The following is an 18,779-nucleotide window of genomic DNA, read 5'->3' as shown; positions in this document are numbered from 1 at the left end:
TCCCCGCGGTCCGCGAGCGCCTGCTCGAGCTCGTCCCGCCGCGGAGCCCGCAGCTGCTCGGCGTCGTCGCCGGGGCGACGGTCGTCGGGCAGCGGCAGGGCGCGGAGGTGCGACGGGGAGGGTCGGACGTGGACGGGGAGGGTCAGACGTGCAGGGCGTCCGGCACGCCCTCGGAGGCCTCGCGGCCCACGGGCTCGAGGAAGCGCACGCTCTCCCGGGTCCCGATGACCTGCATGACCACCGCGGTCACGACGAGCAGGGCGAGGGCCCCCGCCAGGCCGCCGGCGAGCGCGGTGTTCCCGGGGGCGGCGACGGCGGCCGCGTCGAGGGCCGCACCGGAGGTGCCGGGGGCGGCGCTCGCGGCGACGAGCGGGGCGATGCCGGCGCCCGCGGAGGTCCCGGTGAGCAGCGCCGCACCGACCAGGCCGAACACGCCGACCCCGGCGGTGAGCAGCATCGGCACCTCGAGGCCGCCGCTCTTCCAGGTGAGCACGGCGGCGCACAGGGCGAGCACCACGGCGGGGATCAGCACCGCCGCGTGGAGATCACGGCCGATCAGCGCGATCAGCGCCGTCACGGCGATGCCCGGCCAGGGCAGGGCGAAGCGTGCGCCGAGGGTCTGCAGCACCACGCCGCGCAGGGCGAGCTCGACACCCACGGCCTGCAGCGGGGCGAGGACGAGGACCACGAGGACCACGGCGATGCGTCGGCCCGCACCGCGCGGGGCGGCGTCGGCCGGATCCGGCCAGACGGCGCCCGGACCGGCGAGGCCGGCGGCGATCGCGCCCGCGCCGCCCGCGACGGCGACGACCACGAGCGCGCCGAGCAGCATCCAGGGGGCGCCGCCGCGGAGCATCCGGCGGCGGAACCGCGTCGAGACGGACCAGGCCGTCGCGAGGGGCCGCCAGCCGCCGAACCGCACGCCCACCATCCCGGCGGGCACCCAGAGCGCGCCCATGAGGAGGGCGAGGCCCACGTCGAGCGGGCTGGTGGGGTCTCCGCTCGTCACGCCGAGGGCGACGTTCATGCCGGGGGCGAGGGCGAGCACCAGCACGGCGGCCACGAGCAGGGCCGACGCGAGGATCACGTACGCGAGGAGCGTCGCGAGGATCGTCAGCAGCGCCCGCGAGCGGGTGGACCACTCGGGGCGGAGGGTGGCCATCCGGTGGTACGGCACGGGCTTCGCGGCGTGCAGGGCACGGCAGCGACGCGCGGCGTCGGACCGCCCGGTGGCGGGATCGATGAGTCGGCGCATGGCCCGCTCACTCTAGGCCTCAGGGCGCGGGTGCACCACCGGGGCCGCGGTCATGCCCGTCACAACCGGGAATCCGCCCAGGACCTGCGTCGTTGCAGCGCGATGTGAGCAACGACCCGGCCTCCCCCGCCCCGCAGCGGCGCCTCGCGATCCTCGGCGCCGGGAAGATCGGCACCGTCCTGGCCCGTCACGCGGTCGCCGCGGGCCACGACGTGCGGATCGCCGGCAGCGGCGATCCCGAGCGGATCGCGATGATCGTCCGCTTCCTCGCCCCGGGCGCCCGGCCGCTCGCGGCGCGCGACGCGATCTCCGGTGCGGATCTCGTGGTCCTCGCCCTGCCGCTCGGGAAGCTGCCCGCCGTCCCCGCCGACGCCCTCGCGGGCATGCTCGTCGTGGACGCGATGAACCACTGGTGGGAGACCGACGGCCACCAGGAGGAGCACGAGCACGCGGGCGCCTCGACGAGCGAGGCCGTCCAGGCGCGGCTGCCCGGCGCGCGGGTCGTGAAGGCCTTCAACCACATGGGCTACCACGACCTCGCGGACCTCGCCCTGCCGCGCGGCGCCGCCGACCGCCGCGGGATCGCGGTCGCCGGGCCGGAGGCGGAGGCCGCGGAGGTCGCGGCGCTGGTCGACGAGCTGGGCTTCGACCCCGTCGTGATCGGCCCGCTCCGCGCCGGCGTCGCGCTGCAGCCGTACACCGAGGCGTTCGGTGCGGCGGTCCCGGCCGCCGAGCTCCGCACGATCGTGGACCGCTTCCCGGACACGGCGCGCGGCCGCGAGGTCATGGCGGCCCTCGCCTCCGCCTGAGCCCGGGCCCGGTTTCGGCCCCGGCCCCGGTCGGGCATCGTCCGCGCGGTCCTCGACCGTGCGGCTGATCCTGCGCCCGCCCCGTGCTCCCTACGCTGTGCCCATGGCCTATCCGCATCCCGACGACGCGCCGTCCTCGCGCAGCTCGCGCGAATGGGCGATCGCCGCCGCGCAGACCATCGTCTGCCTCGTGCTCGGGATCGCGCTGTGGTTCATCTCGACCGGCCTCACGCTCACCGAGTACCAGAACGCGCCGCCGCTCGCGCTGCGCACCTTCACCCTCGGCGAGCTCGTCGTCGGGCTCCCGATCGCCCTGGTCATCGGGCCGCTGCGGTTCCTGAGACCTGGCCGCCTGCACACGGTGCTGCACATCGCCCTCGCCGTCGTCGGTTCCGCGGGCACGCTCGGCCTGCCGGCGGCGACCCTCGCGCTCGTGCGGATCGGCCGGCGCCGCCAGCTCGCCCCGGACGCCGTGGTCCTCGCCCTGCTGTGCGCGCTCGGCGTGGCCCTCGCCGCGCTCGACCACGCCATGCGCTCGACCGCCGGCACCCGGGTCGACGCGCTGCTGCCGATCGTCGTCATGGCGCTCGCGGCGATCCCCCTGCTCGTGGGGCACACGCTCGCCACCCGCCAGATCCTCGTCGCGTCGCTGGGCCGGCAGGCCGTCGCCGCGCAGAAGGCACGGGAGGCCGCGGAGCGCGAGGCGGGCGCGCTGCGCCGCGAGCGGGACGCGGAGATCGAGCGGGTGCGCGCCGAGGAGCGCGCCGCCCTCGCCCGCGACATGCACGACAGCATCTCCCACCAGCTCGCGACGATCGCGATGCACGCGGGCGCCCTCACCTACCGCGAGGACCTCTCCCCCGCCCAGGTGCGCTCCGCGGCGGGCACCGTGCGGGACGCCGCGCAGGTCGCGAACCAGGAGCTCAAGGAGGTGCTGCTCGCCCTGCGCTCCACCGAGGGCGCCGTGCCGCTGCCCACCGCCCCCACGCTCGACGAGATCGTCGACCTCGCCCGCGAGAGCGGCCAGGACGTGACGCTCACCTGGGACGGCGTGACGCCCGCGGAGCTCGCGGCCCGCAGCCGCGGCACCGTCGTCGCGATGGCGCGCATCCTCTCCGAGGCCGTCGCGAACGCCGCGAAGCACTCCCCCGGCGCGCCCGTCGCCGCGTCCCTCACCCGCACCGGCCACCGGCTCGTGCTGCACGTGCGCAACCCGCTCCCCGGCCCGCCCGAGGAGCCCCACGACGCCCCGTCGACCGGCCACGGGCTGATCGGCATCCAGGAGCGGGCCCGCCTGCGCGGCGGCGACGCGACGACCCGCCGCGAGCAGGACTCCTTCGAGATGGAAGCATGGGTGCCGTGGTGACCGATCCCGACCTCCCCCTCCGCGCCGACGCCGCCCCCGGCGACGCTCCCGCCGGCGGCCCGCGCGTGCTGCTCGTGGACGACGAGGCGCTCATGCGCTCGGGCCTGCGCCTGCTCATCGACGGCGCGAGCGGCATAGAGGTCGTCGGCGAGGCGGGCGACGGCCAGCAGGCCCTCGACGAGGCCGCGCGCCTGCGCCCGGACGTGATCCTGCTGGACGTGCGCATGCCGCGGATGACGGGGCTCGAGGCGCTCGCGGCCCTGCGCGAGCGCGGCGACGAGGCCCGGGTCGTCATGCTCACCGCCTTCGACACCGACGACTTCCTGCTCACGGCCCTGCGCGGCGGCGCGGTGTCCTTCCTGCTCAAGGACTCCCCGCCGCAGGAGGTCGTCGACGCGGTGCTCGACGCCGCCGGGGGCCGCGCCCGCTTCTCCCCGGAGGTGCTCTCCCGGCTCGTGCGCCTCGCCGCCGGGACCGGGGCCGACGGCGGCTCCGCCGAGCCCGAGGTGACCGACAGCGCCGGGCCCTCGTCGGCCCCCGCCGCGGCCCCCGTCCCCGAGGGCCTCACCGCCCGCGAGTGGGAGGTGGGACGGCTCGTCGCGCAGGGCCTCGGCAACCCGGAGATCGGGGAGGAGCTGTTCCTCTCGGTCGCCACCGTGAAGACGCACCTCGGCAAGCTCTACGACAAGCTGCAGGTCACCAACCGGGTCCAGCTCGCGATCCGGGTGCTCGAGCTGGGCGGCTGAGCCTCGCGCGGGGACGGCGGACGGCGGGATAAGCGATGGCCGCGACGGCCGCCGGCTCGTAGCATCCGGGCCATGCCTGCCCTCCCCGACCTCACCGTGCTCGATCCCGTGGGTCCCGCGACCCGCTGGCGGGAGGTCGAGCGGCGCCTGCTCGAGGACGGCTGGACGCCCTGCGGCGCCGGGGACTGGGCGTTCGCCCTCGCCTCCCCCGACGGCGGGACCGTCGCCCGGATCAGCCCCTTCGACCCCATGGGTCCCTGGACCGCGCGGCTCTACACGGAGGCCGCGACGACCGGGAGGGTGCCGCGCCTGCACCTGCATCGCCGCCTCGCCGGCGGGGCGGACCTGCAGGTCATGGAGCGCCTGGACCCCGTCCCGGAGGCGGAGGCCGCGGCCTTCCTCGCCGGGTTCCGCGAGCGGCATCCCGCGCTCGCGGAGGTCGTGGACCGCGTGCACGCCGAAGCGCGCGAGCAGCTCCCCTGGTGCGGGCCGCTGGACACCAACCCGTCGAACGTCATGCGCTCCGCGGGTGGGGACCTCGTCATGATCGACCCCTACTACGCGGACGGCCCCGCCCTGTACGCGGCCGCCGCGCAGGAGCCGGACCGCTTCGTCCGCACTCTCCCGCCAGAGGCGCGTCAGCACCTCACCGAGATCCCCCTCGACTGCTCCGGCCCCTGGCCGCAGGAGGAGCGGGACGCGCTCGCCGCGCGGGTGCGGCAGGAGGACCGCGCTCGTCCCGCCGAGGAGCTGATCGCCGAGGCCGCCGCCGCGGACGTCTCCGGCTGGGGCTTCACCTGGCTCGAGGGCCGCGCCACGGAGGAGCGGCCGCCGTGGCGCTACTCCCGTCTGCTCGCGGAGGCCGTCGGCGCCGCGGGCGTGGCGGTCGACCTCGACACGGGCGGCGGGGAGGTGCTCGGGGAGGGCCCCCGCCTCGCCCGGGAGCAGCACGTCACCGAGTCCTGGGCGCCGAACGCGGCCCTCGCCCGCGAGCGGCTCGGGCCGCGCGGCGTCACCGTCCACGAGATCGCGCCCGGGGCGCCGATCCCGCTGCCGGACGCCTCCGCGGATCTGGTCACCGCCCGCCATCCCGTCACCCCGGACTTCGAGGAGATCGCGCGGGTGCTCGCCGCGGGGGGCGAGTACCTCGCCCAGCACGTGGGGCCCACCTCGGCGTTCGAGCTGATCGAGGCCGTGCACGGTCCCACCACGGCGGAGCAGCGCCGCGGCCGCCACCCGGAGGACGAGGCCGCCCGGGCTCGGGAGGCGGGCCTCGAGGTGGTGGAGCTGCGGACGGCACGCCTGCGCATGACGTTCCACGACATCGGGGCGGTGGTCTGGATCCTCCGCAAGTGCCCGTGGTGGGTGCCCGGGTTCTCCGTGGACACCCACCGCGCGCCGCTGCTCGAGGTGGACCGGATCATCCGCCGGGACGGCGCGTTCGTCGCGCACTCGACCCGGCACCTGATCCGCGCCCGACGGCCCTGAGCGACGGCTCAGGGCCGGCCGGCGGGCCCGCTCAGGAGGGCTCGGGGAGCGCGCCGACCACCGCGTGGGGGACGTAGGGCTCCTCGAGGGAGGCGATCTCCTCCGCGGTGAGCTCGAGGTCGAGGGCGCCGAGCGCCTTGTCGATGTGCTCCTTCTTCGTGGCGCCCACGATCGGCGCGGCGACCGGGTCCTGCGCGAGCAGCCAGGCGAGGGCCACGTGCACGCGCTCCACGCCGCGGTCCTCCGCGATCTCGGCGACGCGCTGCACGATCGCGCGGTCCGTCGACTCGGTGGAGTCGTACTTCGAGCGGGCGGTGGTGTCGGTGCGGGCGCGGTCCGTCTCCGCGGTCCAGTCGCGGGTGAGGCGGCCGGCGGCGAGCGGGCTGTACGGGGTGGAGCCCACACCCAGGCGCCGCAGAAGCGGCATCATCTCCCGCTCCTCCTCGCGGTAGAGGAGGTTGTAGTGGTTCTGGAGCGAGATGAAGCGCGTCCAGCCGTTCACCTCCGCCACGTGCTGCGCCTCGAGGAACTGGTGGGCGAACATCGCGGAGGCGCCGATGTAGCGCACCCTCCCCGCGCGCACGAGATCGTCGAGGGCCTGCATGGTCTCCTCGATCGGGACCCCGTAGTCCCAGCGGTGGATGATGTAGAGGTCGATGTAGTCGGTGCCGAGGCGCCGCAGGGACGCCTCCGCCTCGTGCATGATCGCGGCGCGGGAGAGGCCGGCGCCGTTGGGACCCGGGCGCATCCGGCCGTGCACCTTCGTGGCGAGCACGACCTCCTCGCGGCGGGCGAAGTCGTTCAGGGCCTTGCCGAGGATCTCCTCGCTGCGGCCGATCGAGTACACGTTGGCCGTGTCGAAGAAGGTCACGCCGGTGTCGAGGGCGTGCTGGATGACCGGGCGGGCGGCGTCCTCCTCGAGCACCCACGGATGGATCCACGCCTCGGGATCGCCGAAGCCCATCGTCCCCAGGCACAGGCGGGACACCTCGAGGCCGCTGCGGCCCAGGTTCACGTACTCCACTGTCGTCTCCCTCATCGGTGGTCAGCTGGTCAGCACCGATGCTGGCACCGCCGGACGCTCCCTGGGAGGTTCAGCCAGTCCCCCCTTCGCCGGCGTCGTCGCCGGGAGCGGGGCCGACGGGCCGACGGGCGGGGGTCAGCGCCTGCGGAACATCTTGCCCACCGCGATCGCCATGAACATGACCACGAAGATCATGCCGAACGAGCCGAAGTGCGAGCCGCCCATCCGCCACCAGAACCCGAGGAACACGAGCGGGACGATGAGGCCGAGGGCCCGCTGCAGCACCTGCGGCCAGCTCAGGGGGCGCCGCCCCGACCCGGATCCGTGCTCCGACTGCCGTCCGTCCGTCGCGCCGAACTGCGGGGCCCACTCCTCGTCCTGCCCGGGCATCGGCCCCTGGTGCGGGGCGCTCCCCTGCGGCGGGGCGCCGTCCCGCATCGACGCGGGCTGCGGTGCGGAGCCTGCGGTGAAGTCCGAGGTGAAGTCGGAGTCGGCGCGCGAGGCAGCACCGTCCGGCGGCCTGCTCCAGCCCTGCGGATCGCTGCCGCCCTGTGCGTCGCCGCTCCGGGCACCGCCCGAGGCGGCGCCGTCGCGCCAGCTCTGGTCCCCACCCAGGAAGTTCCCGCTCTGATCCCCCATGTTCATGCGCTCACCGTAGCGAGCCGCTCTCCCGGGCGCAGAAAATTCGTGCCCGGGCCGCGCGCCCTGCGTGACAGGCTGGGTGGATCGTCCACCAGGGAGGGACCATGACCGAGCAGAGCACCGGCCGCGAGACCGAGGACGCCGCACAGGAGGTCGACGCCGCGCTCCGCGAGGCGCGGATGCTGCTGTCGATGCTCTCCGCGCCGGCCCTGCGCGCGGGGATCGGCGCCGCCCTGCAGGGGGAGGGGCCCACCGATCCGGCGGTCGCCGGCCCGCTGTCGCGTCTCTCCTGGCTCACGGCCGACGGCGCCGTGGACCATGCCCTGCTGCGGGCCCGCGTGGACGCGCTCGGCACGCTGCTCGGGGACGGCGCGATCCTCTCCGCGCGGCGGCTCACCTCGCTGCCCGTCACCGAGGAGGAGCGGCGGGAGCTCGCGGGGCGGATCGTGCGCCTGGCCTGGGAGCGGCTGGGGTCGCCGCGCTTCGTGACGGAGCCGGAGCTCACCGCTGCGCTCGCCATGGTCACGGCCGATGCCGCGCTCGTGCGCCGCGCCGCGGTGGATGCCGGGGCGCTGCGCCGCACGCCGGACGGCGCCCGCTACGAGCTCGCCGCCACGGCGCCCGAGCCGCACGCCGACCCCGCCTGAGCCGGCCCGGCCGTCGGACCGCCGGGGCGGCACGCTACGGTCGTCGGATGCTCTTCCTCGACGACGACCAGGTCCGTGGCCTCCTCCCCTCCCCCGCCGAGGCCGTCGCGCTCATGCGCGAGACGCTGCTGGCCCTCGCGGACGGCTCCGCCTCCGTCACCCCGAAGTCGCAGGTGGTGCACGAGGAGGGCGGCTTCGCGAACGCCATGCCGGCGGCGTGGCCGGAGCGGGGCCTGCTCGGCATGAAGTGGGTGACCGTGACGCCCTCGAACCGGGAGCGCGGCCGGGAGATGATCGACGGCCTCATGGTGCTCTCCGCGCCGGACGGCTCGACCCGGGCGACGCTCGCCGCGGCGGAGCTCACGGCCCTGCGCACGGCCGCCGTGAGCGGCGCGTCCCTCGCGCTCGACGACCGCCCGGTGACCCTGCTGGGCACGGGCGTGCAGGCCCGCTCCCACGCGCGGGTGCTCGAGGCGCTGGGCCGCGGCCCGCTGACCGTCTGGGGGCGCCGCCAGGAGGCGCTCGACGCGCTGAGCGCCTGGTGCGCCGCGCACACCCCGGATCTCGAGCTGCGCACCACGACGGACCGCGCGGCCGCGCTGGCCGGCGCGGGCGTGATCGTCAGCGCGCTCCCTATCGGTCTCGACGGCCATGCCCTCGCCCCGGAGGAGGTCGCCGCCGACGCCCTGCTGCTGCCCCTGGACTACGCCTCCGTCGCCGGGGCGGGGATCGCCCGCACGGGCACGCTCGTCGCGGACGACCCGGTCCAGTTCGAGGCCCTGCGCCCCGTGAAGCTCGGTGCGGACTATCCCTCGCCGACCGCCGCGACCGGTGACCTGCTGCGCGACGGGCGCCCGGAGGGCCTGGTCATCGCCCAGAACCTCGGCTCCGGCCTCGGCGACGTGGTGCTCGCCGACGCCGCGGTCCGCGCCGCCGGCTGACACAGCGCCGCCGGCTGACGGACCCCGCTGACGCGCCGTCGGCTCAGGCCACCCGCGCCCGGGGACTCGTGGGCGCCGCACCCTCGGCGGCCCCGTCGGCCGCGGGGGCGGAAGCACCGCCCAGGGCGGTGAGCTCGGCGTGCGTGCGCCACCCGGAGAACAGGCCGCCCGCGGGCTCGAAGCGGCGGCCGTCCGCGAGGGAGCCGGCGCGCACGGCGTCGTAGCCGAGGCGGTGCAGCAGCGCCGCGGCGAGCTCGGCCGCCCGCTCGTGGTCCGTGGCCAGGGCGATCGCCCGGCGGTCCTCGGCCCCGGCGGCCCGGCCGTGGTCCTCGAGATCGTGGTAGCCGATGTGGTTGAGGGTCTTCACGACCTGCGCGCCGGGTAGGGAGGCGGCGAGCAGCTCGCTCGTGCCCCATTCCTCGGCGCCCTCGACGCGGGAGCGGACGGCCGCGAGGGCGGCCTCGTCCTCGGGTCCCCAGGCGTTGGTCGCGTCGACGACGACCTTCCCGGCGAGGCTCGCCGGGTCGAGCGCGAGGGCCACGTGCAGCGGCACGGCGAGCACGATGACGTCGGCCTCCGCGCCGAGCTGCTCGACCCGGGTGCGGTGGGAGCCGGGCAGGCGGCGGCGCAGCTGCTCGGGCTCCTGCCGGGAGGCGACGACGACCTCGACGCCGGCGCGCAGGGCCGTGCGGGCCAGCGCCGTGCCGAGCTTGCCGGGGCCCAGCAGGCCCAGCCGCGGCGGGCGGGAGGCGGCGCGGGGGGCAGCGCGGAGCAGGCGGCGGCCGGTGCCTCCCCGCTCCGCTCGCCGTCCCGGGAGTCGGCGACGGCGGCGGCATCGCGCAGCATCGCGGCGGCGACCCGGTCGTTGCGGCGGAACGCGGGGGCGTTCGTGCGGGGCCGGGAGAAGGCGCCGACGGGCAGCTCGGAGGTCCAGGGGCCGACGGCCCACAGGCGCTCGTGCGGGGTGCCGTCCGGGGCGAGCACCCGGTGCTCCTCGTCCACCTCGAGGCGGCCGGGGGCGATCTCGCCGTCGCGGCCGACGGCCGGGCGGCCGGCGCCGCCCGTGACGAGGTCGCGCAGCAGCGGGTTCGCGGAGTCGACGAGGGTCTGCTCGGGCAGGAAGGCGTCCAGGAGCGCGGGCGCCTCGACCTCGACGCCGCTCGCGGAGCGGGCGCGGAAGCGTCCGCTGGCCTCGTCGGCCTCGACGCGCAGTCCCGGGCCCAGGAAGGAGACCACGCCGGCCCGTTCGAGGGCGAGCAGCTGGTGGAGGCGGTGCGGGGGCGGACCGGAGGCGACGAAGCTGAACAGGGAGTGCCACCAGCGAGGGTGGTCGCCGCGAGCACCGCCGCGCACGCGGTGCGCGGGCAGGAGGTCCACGAGCGCGCCGTGCAGACGCAGCAGCAGCTGGAACAGCACGCGGGCCTCGACGGTGCGCTCGAGCCGCGGGAGCTCCGGCTCCTCGGGGGCGCCGGGGCCGTGGCCGGTGCGGTCACGAAGGTCCGCGGCGATGTGGTCGAGGACGGCGCGGCGGGTGCCCTCGGCGCCGGCATCAGCACCGAGCTCCCGCAGCGGGTCGTGCAGCCAGTCCAGGGGCGCCTCGCCGGGGGCGAGCGGGCGACCCTCCGCCCCGCCGGGGACGGTGGGCAGGACGCGGGCGACCTCGGCGGCGACCAGGGGCAGTACGTCGCCGTGGAGGTCCACCTGGCCGTGCTCGTCCTCCCGCTCGCGCAGGGCGGCGTCGGTGAGGTGCACGAGGTCCAGCGGCCCCACAGGGGCGGCCTCCTCGTGCACCTTCGAGTGGTAGGGGATCCCGCGGCGGGAGCCGGCCCACAGGTGCGGCTCGCGACCCGAGGCCTCGTAGCGCAGGCGGTCGGGGTCGCCGGGGACGGGATCGGCGACGAAGCGGCCGCCGCGGCCCTGGGTGACCAGGGCGAGCAGGTCGATGAAGGCGAGGCCCATGCCGCGCACGATCACGTCCTGGCCGGGAGCCAGCGCGTCGACGTCGGCGTCGCCCGCCTGAGCGGGGGCGACGTGGACGCCGCCGTGGCGGCGGGCGAAGGCGCTCAGCGCGTGGGTGGAGGTGCCGGGCCGGGAGTCGGTGTGCCCGGCGGCGAGGAGGACGAGGTCCGCGTCGAGCGCGGGGCGGTCCTCGAGCCGCACCTGCCAGGTCCCGCCGGCGTCCGTGTCCCGCGCACGCAGGGCGGTGGCGGTGCTGCGGTGCACGCGCACCTCGATGGTGCCGGGGAGGGCGGCGAGGACCTCGCCGAGGAACCACTCGAGGTACAGCGCGGCGGTGCGGCGGCTCGCGAAGCTCGTGGGGGTGATGGCCTCGATCTCGACGAGACGCTCGGTGCCGACGGTGGGCGCGGCGATCCATCCCTCGCGGATCCCCTGGGCCCACTCGGCGAGGGAGGGGCCGGCCTGGACGGGACCGGTCATCTGCACGGTCTCGTCCGTGAAGATCGTCACGTCCGCAGCCCGGGAGTTCATGAGCAGCAGGGGCGACTCGTCGGTGCGCCAGATGCGGCCGGAGCCCGGCATGTGGGGGTCGATGACGTCGATGCGGAGCGCGCGGCCCTCGAGGAGCGCCGCCCCCTGCGGCGTCCTGGCCTGCGCGCCGAGGCGTTCGAGCACACCGATGGCCCGCGGTCCGCCGCCCACGAGGGCGATCCGGACCGGGGTGTCCCCGCTGTGCTCTGCCGACCGCTGCGCCATCCGACGTCTCTCCTCGCTGCAGGTCATCTGCCTCTGTGTCGCACTGTGGCCGCGCCATAGTGCACTCCTTGGACACCCATTAGAGTCACTTAAGGTCGCGATCCTCGCAACCGATGACCGCGGTGCGGTTCATCTCCCGTCACGGAAGGACGGCCCCATGGCTCTCCCCTCTGCCCTCGAGACGCAGCGCCCCGCGGCGCCCGGCGCCCGGGCGGACGCCGCCTGTGCGCCGCCGTCCGCCGCCGTCGATGCGGCCGCGCCGGCCACCGACGCGACCGGCGCCGCGGCGCCCGTCGGCCCCGGCTCGATCTCCACGCTCAGCGACGAGGACCTCTCGCGGCTGCGCGTCGTCCCCGCCCGCCACCCGGGACGGGTCGTGCTCGCGGTCGTCGTCACGCTGCTCGTGGCGCTCGTCGCCTGGTCCTTCGCGACCAACCCGCGCTGGGAGTGGGGCGTCGTCGCGCAGTGGTTCTTCGCGGAGTCGATCATCCGCGGCCTGCTCGAGACCCTCCGCCTCACCGCCCTCGCGGGCGCCGTGGGCTTCGGCCTGGGCCTCGTGCTCGCCCTCATGCGGCTCTCGCCGAGCTCGCTCGTCTCCGGCGTGGCCTGGACGTTCTCATGGGTGTTCCGCTCCACGCCGATGCTCGTGCAGCTGCTGCTCTGGTACAACCTCGGCTACCTCTACGAGCGCGTCACCCTCGGCATCCCGCTCACCGACGTCACCTTCGTCGACGCCCGCACGAGCGACCTCATGACGCCGATGCTCGCCGCGGTGCTGGGTCTGGGCCTGCACCAGGCGGCCTACGCGGCGGAGCTGATCCGCGGCGGCATCCTCTCCGTGGACCAGGGTCAGCTCGAGGCGGCCTCCGCGCTGGGCCTGCCCGCCCGCGACCGCTCCCTGCGGATCGTGCTGCCGCAGGCCATGCGGGCGATCCTGCCCTCGGCGTTCAACGAGGTGATCGGCCTGGTCAAGGGCACCTCGATCGTCTATGTCCTCGCGCACGCCGAGCTGTTCTTCACCGTCCAGCTCATCTACGGCCGCACCCAGCAGGTGCTGCCCATGCTGCTCGTCGCGACGCTCTGGTACGTCGTGATCACCTCGCTGCTCTCGATCGGCCAGTACTACATCGAGCGGCACTACGCGAAGGGTGCCCTGCGCACCCTGCCGCCCACCCCGCTGCAGCGGCTCCGCGCCGGCCTGCGCGGCCGCGGCGCGCGCTCCACGACCGCCTCCGCCCGCGAAGGAGCCTCCGCATGAGCACCGCCACCCCACCTGCCACCGCTCCGGCCGCCACCTCGAGCACCACCCACGCCGCCCCGCGCGGCGGGCTCGTCGAGATCCGCGGGGTCCGCAAGTCCTTCGGCGACCTCGAGGTGCTGCGCGGCATCGACCTCACCGTGCGCCCCGGCGAGGTCACCGCGATCCTGGGCCCCTCCGGCTCCGGGAAGTCCACCCTGCTGCGCACCATCAACCACCTCGAGCCCGTGGACTCCGGTCTCATCACGCTCGACGGCGAGGTCATCGGCTACCGCCGCCAGGGCGACCTGCTCCACGAGCTGAGCGAGAAGGAGGTGCTGCGCCAGCGCACCCGCATCGGCATGGTGTTCCAGTCCTTCAACCTCTTCGCCCACCGCACCGCCCTCGCCAACATCACCGAGGCGCCGCGCCGCGCGCTCGGCGTGCCCAAGGCGCAGGCGGAGGCCCGTGCACGCGAGCTGCTCGCCCTCGTGGGCCTCGAGGACCGCGCCGGCGCCTACCCGCGCCAGCTCTCCGGCGGCCAGCAGCAGCGCGTCGCGATCGCCCGCGCGCTCGCCCTGGACCCCAGCGTGCTGCTCTTCGACGAGCCCACCTCCGCCCTGGACCCCGAGCTGGTCGAGGAGGTGCTCGCGGTGATCCGCGGCCTCGCGAGCGCGGGCACCACGCTCGTCATCGTCACGCACGAGATCTCCTTCGCCCGGGACGTGGCGGACACCGTCGTGTTCATGGACCACGGCCGGATCGTCGAGCAGGGCCCGCCGTCCCAGGTGATCGACGCCCCCGCCCACGAGCGCACCCGCAGCTTCCTGCAGCGCGTGCGCAGCGGCGGCCCCGAGGCGCCCGACGCCGCCGTCGAGCACGGCCCCGCCGGGCACGGCCCCGTCGGCTCCGTCGGTTCCGATTCCCCCACCAGCCCCTCCGCAGCCCCCGAGGACCACCGATGACCCGCACCCTCCCCTCGATATCCCGCCGCACGCTCGCCCTGGGCGGCCTCGCGCTGCCCGTCGTCGCCCTCGCCGCCTGCTCGGACCCGGTCGCCACCGCGACCGGCGGCGGCAGCGGCTCCGACGCGGGCGGCGCCTCCGACGGCGGCGGCGCGACCGGCGGCTCGATCGACACCTCCGGCACCCAGGAGCTCATCCGCTCCACCGCCGACGACGCGATCGCCGCACTGGTGCCCAAGGAGATCGCCGACACCGGCAAGGTCCGCGTGGGCACCAACGGCTCCGGCAGCGCCCCTCTCGCCTTCCTCGCCGACGACAACACGACCTACATCGGCTCCGAGATCGACATCGCCCGGATCGTCGCGGACAAGCTCGGCCTCGAGATGGAGCTGCTCCAGACCACCTGGGAGAACTGGCCGCTCAAGCTCGAGGCCGGCGAGTTCGACGTCGTCCATTCGAACATCGGCATCAACGCCGAGCGCCTCGAGAAGTTCGACTTCGCCTCCTATCGCGCGGCGTTCATGGCCTTCCTCGCGAAGAAGGGCGCCGAGTTCCAGCTCTCCGACGCGGAGTCGATCAGCGGCCGCATCATCGCCGTGGGCGCCGCGACCAACCAGGAGAACATCCTCAAGGAGTGGAACGCGCAGCTCGAGAAGGACGGCAAGGAGCCGGCCGAGCTCAAGAACTACTCGACCGAGGCGGACACCCTGCTCGCCCTCGGCTCCGGCCGGATCGACGGCTACCTCGCCCCCTTCGCCTCCGTCTCCTTCGTCGCGGACCGCCGCGACGACGTCGAGGTGCAGGGGAAGATCGACGCCGGCTGGCCGGACAAGACCCTCGTCGCCGCGACCTTCCAGCGGGGCAGCGCACTCGCCGAGGCCTACGCCGCGGCCCTCAACGCCCTCATCGAGGAGGGGACCTACGCGAAGGTGCTCGACCGCTGGCACCTCACGGAGGAGGCCCTCACCGAGTCCACCGTCCACACGAAGGAGAACCCGTGACCACACCCCAGAACAGCGCAGGCGCGGCCGCACCCGCGCCCGTGCTCGCCGTCGACCTCGTCACCGATCCCGCCGCGCTGCCGGCGCTCGGCGCCCTCGCCCGCGCCCTCGAGGCCGCCGGGATCGGTGCGCTGACCCTCAGCGACGGCGGCCTGCACCCGGTCCACGTCGCCGCGCACCTCGCGCCCGCCACCACGGCGCTCGGGCTGCTGCCGCGCACCGATGCCGTCCACGTGGAGCCCTTCCACCTGGCGACCCAGCTCATGAGCCTGGACCACGTGGCCGCCGGCCGCGCCGGCTGGCTGCTCGCCGTCGAGGACACCCCCGAGGCCGCGCACGCCGTGGGCCGCGAGGTGCTCGGCGCCGAGGCCGCCGCTCAGGAGGCGGCGGACGTCCTCACCGCCTCCCGCCTCGTGTGGGACTCCTGGGCGGAGGACGCCGAGGTGCGGGACGCCGAGCGCGGCCTCTACATCGACGCCGCCCGCCTGCAGTACGCGGACTTCGAGGGCGAGACCTTCTCCGTGCGCGGGCCCGCGATCACCCCGCGCTCCCCGCAGGGCGTGCTGCCCGTGCTGCTCGCGGACGCCGACCGCGCCGCCGCCGGGGAGAAGGTCGCCGAGCAGCTGGCCGACGGCCGCGCCCTCGACGTGGACCTCACCGGGCTCGACCTCACGAGCCCCGACCTCACCGATCCGCAGGCCGCGGGTGACCACCTGCGCGCCGTCGTCGCGGGCGAGCTCGAGGCGGCCGTGCGCGGGGACGGCGCCTCCGCCGTGCGCCTCGTGCGGCTCGTCGGCCTCGACCTGAGCGGGGACCCGCAGGCCCTCGCCGCGCGTCTCGGCGCGCTCGCCGCGTCGCTCCGCGAGGACGACCTCGTCGCCCCCGCCCCCGCCGCCGGCACCGACCTGCGCGCCCAGCTGGGCCTGCCCGCCGCGGTGCGGGACGAGGACCCGGCCCGCCGCGCGGACCGCGCCCGTCTCGCCGCCGCCGCATCCACCACCGAGGAGAGCCGATGACCGCCGTCCCCACCCTGCCCGCCCTCTCCGAGGAGGCCCAGGGTCTCGCGACCGGGCCCGTCGAGCACCCCCTGCACCCCGAGCACACGCCCACCGGGCAGCTGTCCTTCGGCGCGTTCTTCCAGGGCGTGAACTCCTCGACCGTGTGGCGCTCCGAGCGCTCCGGCTCGCAGATCGCCTGGGAGTCCTTCGAGACGCTCATCCGCACCGCCGAGCGCGGTCGCTTCGCCGCCTTCTTCCTGGGCGAGGGGCTGCGCCTGCGCGAGCACCGCGGCGTGCCGCTCGAGCTCGACGTCGCCGGCCGGCCCGACGCGCAGACCCTTCTCGCCGGCCTCGCCGCGATCACCGAGAGCATCGGCCTGGTCGCCACGCAGAACACCACCTACAACGACCCGGTGGACCTCGCACGGCGCCTGCAGACCCTCGACCTGCTCTCCGGCGGCCGCGCCGGATGGAACATCGTCACGACGGACAACGCGTGGACCGGCGAGAACTTCCGCCGCGGCGGCTACCTCGACCACGAGGACCGCTACGTGCACGCCGAGGCGTTCGTGAAGGTCGCCCAGCAGCTGTGGCGCGGCGAGCAGATCGACCACCACGGCCAGCACTACGACGTCGCCGCCCGCGGCACCCTGCCGCGCTCCGCGCAGGGCGAGCCGGTGCTCTTCCAGGCCGGGGCCTCCCCCGCCGGTCAGGCCTTCGCCGGCCGCACGGCCGACGTCATCTTCTCCCCGCACGGCACCCTCGCCGCCGCCGCGGACTTCCGCCGCGGGGTGGTCGACGCGACGACCGCCGCGGGCCGCGACCCGCAGGCGGTGAAGATCCTGCCGGGTGCGGAGATCATCCTCGGCGCGACCGACGCCGAGGCCGAGGAGAAGCGCATCTGGGTGCGCGACCACCAGATCGGCCCGCAGCAGGCGATCGCCCTGCTCGAGCAGTACTGGGGCCGCGACCTCTCCGACTTCGACCCCGACGGCCCGCTGCCGGACGTCGAGCCGGAGATCGAGCAGTCCGACGTCACCCGCGGCGCGGGCTTCCAGTTCGCGAAGGCGAAGGAGCTCACGGCCGCCTGGCGCGCCGAGGCGGCGGAGAAGGGTCTGTCGATCCTGGAGTTCGCCCGCGAGAAGTCCGGCGCCCGCCGCGGCGAGTTCGTGGGCAGCTACGACCGGGTGGCGGACCGCCTGGGCCAGTTCGCGGCGCTCGGCGCGATCGACGGCCTGAACATCACGCCGTGGCTCATCCCCTCCGGCCTCGACGACATCGTCAACCACCTGGTGCCGCGCCTCCAGGAGCGCGGGATCTACCCCACGGAGTACGCGGGGACCACGCTGCGCGAGAACCTGGGGCTGCCTCCCGTCCAGGGCTGATCAGCCGACGCGCGCCGAGGGCGCCCGACCCGGGGATCCGGGGAGGGCGCCCTCCTCGCGAGCGGTCGCTCACAACCCATAAGCACCGCTTTCTTCGCACGCCTACGATGAAGTCATGGACCCCCGTCGACTGCTCATCTACCGCACCGTGGTGCGCAACGGCTCGATCGGCGCCGGCGCGCGCGAGCTGGGCTGGACGCAGCCCGCCGTGTCCCAGCACCTCGCCGCCCTCGAGAAGGAGATCGGCACGACGCTGCTGCTGCGCTCCTCCTCGGGCATCACCCCCACGGAGGCCGGCCGCCGCCTCGCCGCGCACGCCGAGGCGATCGCCGCCCAGCTGCACGCCGCCGAGGAGGAGCTCGCGGACATCACCGCCCTGCGCCGCGGCTCCGTGCGCTTCGGGACCTTCCCCTCCGCCGCCGCGGTGCTGCTGCCGCCCGTGCTCGCACGTCTCCAGGAGACCGCGCCCGATCTCGATGTGCGCTTCGAGGAGCTCGAGCCGCCGGACGCGATCACCCAGTTGCGCGAGGGCGAGCTCGACCTCGCGCTCGTGTTCCGCTACCCCTGCTCGAACATCGACGACGAGGGCACTCTCGAGTGGAGCCCGCTCGTCGAGGACCGCGTGCTCGCGGTGCTCCCCTCCACCGATCCCCGAGCGGAGGACCCGGACCTCACCCTCGCGGACCTCGCGAAGGATCCCTGGATCGCCGGCTGCGAGCGCTGTCGCGCGAACCTGCTGAGCTCCGCCCGCCGCGCGGGCTTCACGCCCACCGTGCGCCACTCCACCGACGACGGCCTCGTCGTCCAGCGGCTCGTCCAGCACGGCGGCGGCGTCGCCCTGCTGCCGGAGACGGTGCTCGAGGCCTCCCACGTCGAGGGCGTCACCGTGCGCACGCTGCCCGAGCTCGAGGCCCGCACGATCGGCCTCATCAACCGCAAGGGCGCCCTGTCGATCCCCGCCGTCTCCGCCCTGCGGGACGCGATCGTCACGGAGGCGAACCAGCGCTCCGCGACCGCGGTGATGATCTGATGCCCGCCTTCGCAGGAGCACGCTGATGGAGGCCCTGGGACGTCGCGCCTGGCTGCGGCCGGCCGCGCTCGCGATCGGCGGGCTGCTGCTCGCTGTGGTGCTCGCCGTGGCCGCGGACCAGCTGCTCGCGGGTGTGCTCCTGGCACTGTTCGCCCTGTTCATGGCCTATTGGACGAGCCCTCTGCGGCAGGGTCCGCACGAGCCGCTCGCCGAGGCGATGCACCGCCGCTCCGATGCGGTGACGATCATCGTGTGGGCGCCGGGCGATCCGCTCTCCGCGCGCCTGCAGACGGCGCTGCGCACCCCGCGCGAGGACCTCGTGTGGGTCAACGCCGCGAAGGACGAGGACGCCGAGCGCCTCGTCGAGGAGCTCGGCGGACCGGGGAACCTGCCGGTCGTGATCGTCGGCTCCGAGGTCGCGACCCGCGCCACCGTGGGCCGGGCGCTGGACATGCGCGCCGCCGGCCAGGAGCGGGCGCGCCAGGCCGAGGACGGGCTCGACGGGGATCCGCGGGGCGACTGAGCGCCCC

The 18,779-nt window shown here is 75.6% G+C and carries 17 protein-coding genes and 2 pseudogenes; 13 read left to right on the top strand and 6 right to left on the bottom strand.

Annotation, left to right across the window (positions count from 1 at the left end; translation table 11 throughout):
• Window positions 1–142: 142 nt before the first annotated feature.
• The gene (locus ABD080_RS05805; RefSeq protein WP_240811222.1) at window positions 143–1,255 is read right to left on the bottom strand and encodes a CPBP family glutamic-type intramembrane protease; all 1,113 of its coding nucleotides are present in this window, start codon (window positions 1,253–1,255) and stop codon (window positions 143–145) included.
• Between the two features lie 104 nt (window positions 1,256–1,359).
• Between ABD080_RS05805 and ABD080_RS05800 the strand changes: the two genes are divergently transcribed.
• The 4 genes from ABD080_RS05800 (at window position 1,360) to ABD080_RS05785 (ending at window position 5,664) form a co-directional block, all read left to right on the top strand.
• The gene (locus ABD080_RS05800; protein ID WP_343903965.1) at window positions 1,360–2,064 is read left to right on the top strand and encodes an NADPH-dependent F420 reductase; all 705 of its coding nucleotides are present in this window, start codon (window positions 1,360–1,362) and stop codon (window positions 2,062–2,064) included.
• A gap of 103 nt (window positions 2,065–2,167) precedes the next feature.
• A complete protein-coding gene (locus ABD080_RS05795; protein ID WP_137769560.1) occupies window positions 2,168–3,430 on the top strand; it encodes a sensor histidine kinase in 1,263 nt (420 codons plus the stop codon).
• Window positions 3,415–4,176 carry a response regulator gene (locus tag ABD080_RS05790; protein ID WP_137769559.1) on the top strand — a complete coding sequence of 254 codons (762 nt, stop codon included), beginning with the start codon at window positions 3,415–3,417 and terminating at the stop codon, window positions 4,174–4,176. The genes ABD080_RS05795 and ABD080_RS05790 overlap by 16 nt, the downstream gene beginning before the upstream one ends.
• A 72-nt stretch (window positions 4,177–4,248) precedes the next feature.
• Entirely contained in the window at window positions 4,249–5,664 is a 1,416-nt protein-coding gene (locus ABD080_RS05785) for a hypothetical protein (protein WP_343903964.1), read from the top strand.
• A 31-nt stretch (window positions 5,665–5,695) separates the two neighbouring features.
• Here ABD080_RS05785 and ABD080_RS05780 read toward each other — a convergent pair whose 3' ends face one another.
• Together ABD080_RS05780 and ABD080_RS05775 are read right to left on the bottom strand one after the other, a co-directional pair.
• Entirely contained in the window at window positions 5,696–6,688 is a 993-nt protein-coding gene (locus tag ABD080_RS05780) for an aldo/keto reductase (protein ID WP_343904650.1), read from the bottom strand.
• Between the two features lie 135 nt (window positions 6,689–6,823).
• Window positions 6,824–7,333 (bottom strand): hypothetical protein, encoded by a 510-nt coding sequence (locus tag ABD080_RS05775; RefSeq protein ID WP_343903963.1) that lies wholly within the window; start codon window positions 7,331–7,333, stop codon window positions 6,824–6,826.
• A 101-nt stretch (window positions 7,334–7,434) separates the two neighbouring features.
• Between ABD080_RS05775 and ABD080_RS05770 the strand changes: the two genes are divergently transcribed.
• Window positions 7,435–7,977, top strand: a complete 543-nt coding sequence (locus ABD080_RS05770) for a DUF2087 domain-containing protein (protein ID WP_343903962.1) — start codon at window positions 7,435–7,437, stop codon at window positions 7,975–7,977.
• A gap of 47 nt (window positions 7,978–8,024) precedes the next feature.
• Window positions 8,025–8,918: an ornithine cyclodeaminase gene (locus tag ABD080_RS05765; protein ID WP_343903961.1), complete on the top strand. Its 894-nt coding sequence runs from the start codon at window positions 8,025–8,027 to the stop codon at window positions 8,916–8,918.
• A gap of 43 nt (window positions 8,919–8,961) precedes the next feature.
• On the opposite strand, the gene ABD080_RS05760 is transcribed toward ABD080_RS05765, so the two are convergent.
• The 3 genes and pseudogenes from ABD080_RS05760 to ABD080_RS05750 all read right to left on the bottom strand — a co-directional run.
• Window positions 8,962–9,285 (bottom strand): hypothetical protein, encoded by a 324-nt coding sequence (locus ABD080_RS05760; protein WP_343904679.1) that lies wholly within the window; start codon window positions 9,283–9,285, stop codon window positions 8,962–8,964.
• Between the two features lie 174 nt (window positions 9,286–9,459).
• Window positions 9,460–9,867: pseudogene (locus ABD080_RS05755) on the bottom strand (NAD(P)-binding domain-containing protein); the annotation flags it as partial.
• A 1,211-nt stretch (window positions 9,868–11,078) separates the two neighbouring features.
• Window positions 11,079–11,633 (bottom strand): annotated as a pseudogene (locus ABD080_RS05750) (FAD/NAD(P)-binding protein); the annotation flags it as partial.
• Between the two features lie 157 nt (window positions 11,634–11,790).
• Here ABD080_RS05750 and ABD080_RS05745 point away from each other — a divergent pair.
• The 7 genes from ABD080_RS05745 (at window position 11,791) to ABD080_RS05715 (ending at window position 18,772) form a co-directional block, all read left to right on the top strand.
• A complete protein-coding gene (locus tag ABD080_RS05745; RefSeq protein ID WP_343903960.1) occupies window positions 11,791–12,891 on the top strand; it encodes an amino acid ABC transporter permease in 1,101 nt (366 codons plus the stop codon).
• On the top strand, window positions 12,888–13,835 hold the full coding sequence (locus ABD080_RS05740) for an amino acid ABC transporter ATP-binding protein (RefSeq protein ID WP_343903959.1): 948 nt from the start codon (window positions 12,888–12,890) through the stop codon (window positions 13,833–13,835). The genes ABD080_RS05745 and ABD080_RS05740 overlap by 4 nt, the downstream gene beginning before the upstream one ends.
• The gene (locus ABD080_RS05735; RefSeq protein ID WP_343903958.1) at window positions 13,832–14,836 is read left to right on the top strand and encodes a transporter substrate-binding domain-containing protein; all 1,005 of its coding nucleotides are present in this window, start codon (window positions 13,832–13,834) and stop codon (window positions 14,834–14,836) included. The genes ABD080_RS05740 and ABD080_RS05735 overlap by 4 nt, the downstream gene beginning before the upstream one ends.
• Entirely contained in the window at window positions 14,833–15,852 is a 1,020-nt protein-coding gene (locus tag ABD080_RS05730; protein ID WP_343903957.1) for an LLM class flavin-dependent oxidoreductase, read from the top strand. The genes ABD080_RS05735 and ABD080_RS05730 overlap by 4 nt, the downstream gene beginning before the upstream one ends.
• Window positions 15,849–17,219 (top strand): LLM class flavin-dependent oxidoreductase, encoded by a 1,371-nt coding sequence (locus ABD080_RS05725; RefSeq protein ID WP_343903956.1) that lies wholly within the window; start codon window positions 15,849–15,851, stop codon window positions 17,217–17,219. The genes ABD080_RS05730 and ABD080_RS05725 overlap by 4 nt, the downstream gene beginning before the upstream one ends.
• 115 nt (window positions 17,220–17,334) lie before the next feature.
• Complete coding sequence (locus ABD080_RS05720; RefSeq protein ID WP_343903955.1) at window positions 17,335–18,249, top strand: LysR family transcriptional regulator; 915 nt, start codon at window positions 17,335–17,337, stop codon at window positions 18,247–18,249.
• Between the two features lie 25 nt (window positions 18,250–18,274).
• Window positions 18,275–18,772, top strand: a complete 498-nt coding sequence (locus tag ABD080_RS05715) for a hypothetical protein (RefSeq protein ID WP_343903954.1) — start codon at window positions 18,275–18,277, stop codon at window positions 18,770–18,772.
• The last annotated feature ends 7 nt before the right edge of the window (window positions 18,773–18,779 follow it).

This window comes from Brachybacterium rhamnosum (assembly GCF_039526185.1).
GTDB classification, from domain to species: Bacteria; Actinomycetota; Actinomycetes; order Actinomycetales; family Dermabacteraceae; genus Brachybacterium; species Brachybacterium rhamnosum.
This window is presented reverse-complemented; position numbering and strand designations above follow the sequence as displayed.

Excerpts from the sequence above, each read along its gene's own strand:
- ABD080_RS05720 (WP_343903955.1), top strand. The coding sequence starts at position 17,335 with ATGGACCCCCGTCGACTGCTCATCTACCGCACCGTGGTGCGCAACGGC.
- ABD080_RS05795 (WP_137769560.1), top strand. The coding sequence starts at position 2,168 with ATGGCCTATCCGCATCCCGACGACGCGCCGTCCTCGCGCAGCTCGCGC.
- ABD080_RS05765 (WP_343903961.1), top strand. The coding sequence starts at position 8,025 with ATGCTCTTCCTCGACGACGACCAGGTCCGTGGCCTCCTCCCCTCCCCC.
- ABD080_RS05785 (WP_343903964.1), top strand. The coding sequence starts at position 4,249 with ATGCCTGCCCTCCCCGACCTCACCGTGCTCGATCCCGTGGGTCCCGCG.
- ABD080_RS05725 (WP_343903956.1), top strand. The coding sequence starts at position 15,849 with ATGACCGCCGTCCCCACCCTGCCCGCCCTCTCCGAGGAGGCCCAGGGT.
- ABD080_RS05715 (WP_343903954.1), top strand. The coding sequence starts at position 18,275 with ATGGAGGCCCTGGGACGTCGCGCCTGGCTGCGGCCGGCCGCGCTCGCG.
- ABD080_RS05745 (WP_343903960.1), top strand. The coding sequence starts at position 11,791 with ATGGCTCTCCCCTCTGCCCTCGAGACGCAGCGCCCCGCGGCGCCCGGC.
- ABD080_RS05770 (WP_343903962.1), top strand. The coding sequence starts at position 7,435 with ATGACCGAGCAGAGCACCGGCCGCGAGACCGAGGACGCCGCACAGGAG.
- ABD080_RS05740 (WP_343903959.1), top strand. The coding sequence starts at position 12,888 with ATGAGCACCGCCACCCCACCTGCCACCGCTCCGGCCGCCACCTCGAGC.
- ABD080_RS05805 (WP_240811222.1), bottom strand. The coding sequence starts at position 1,255 with ATGCGCCGACTCATCGATCCCGCCACCGGGCGGTCCGACGCCGCGCGT.
- ABD080_RS05775 (WP_343903963.1), bottom strand. The coding sequence starts at position 7,333 with ATGAACATGGGGGATCAGAGCGGGAACTTCCTGGGTGGGGACCAGAGC.
- ABD080_RS05735 (WP_343903958.1), top strand. The coding sequence starts at position 13,832 with ATGACCCGCACCCTCCCCTCGATATCCCGCCGCACGCTCGCCCTGGGC.
- ABD080_RS05790 (WP_137769559.1), top strand. The coding sequence starts at position 3,415 with ATGGGTGCCGTGGTGACCGATCCCGACCTCCCCCTCCGCGCCGACGCC.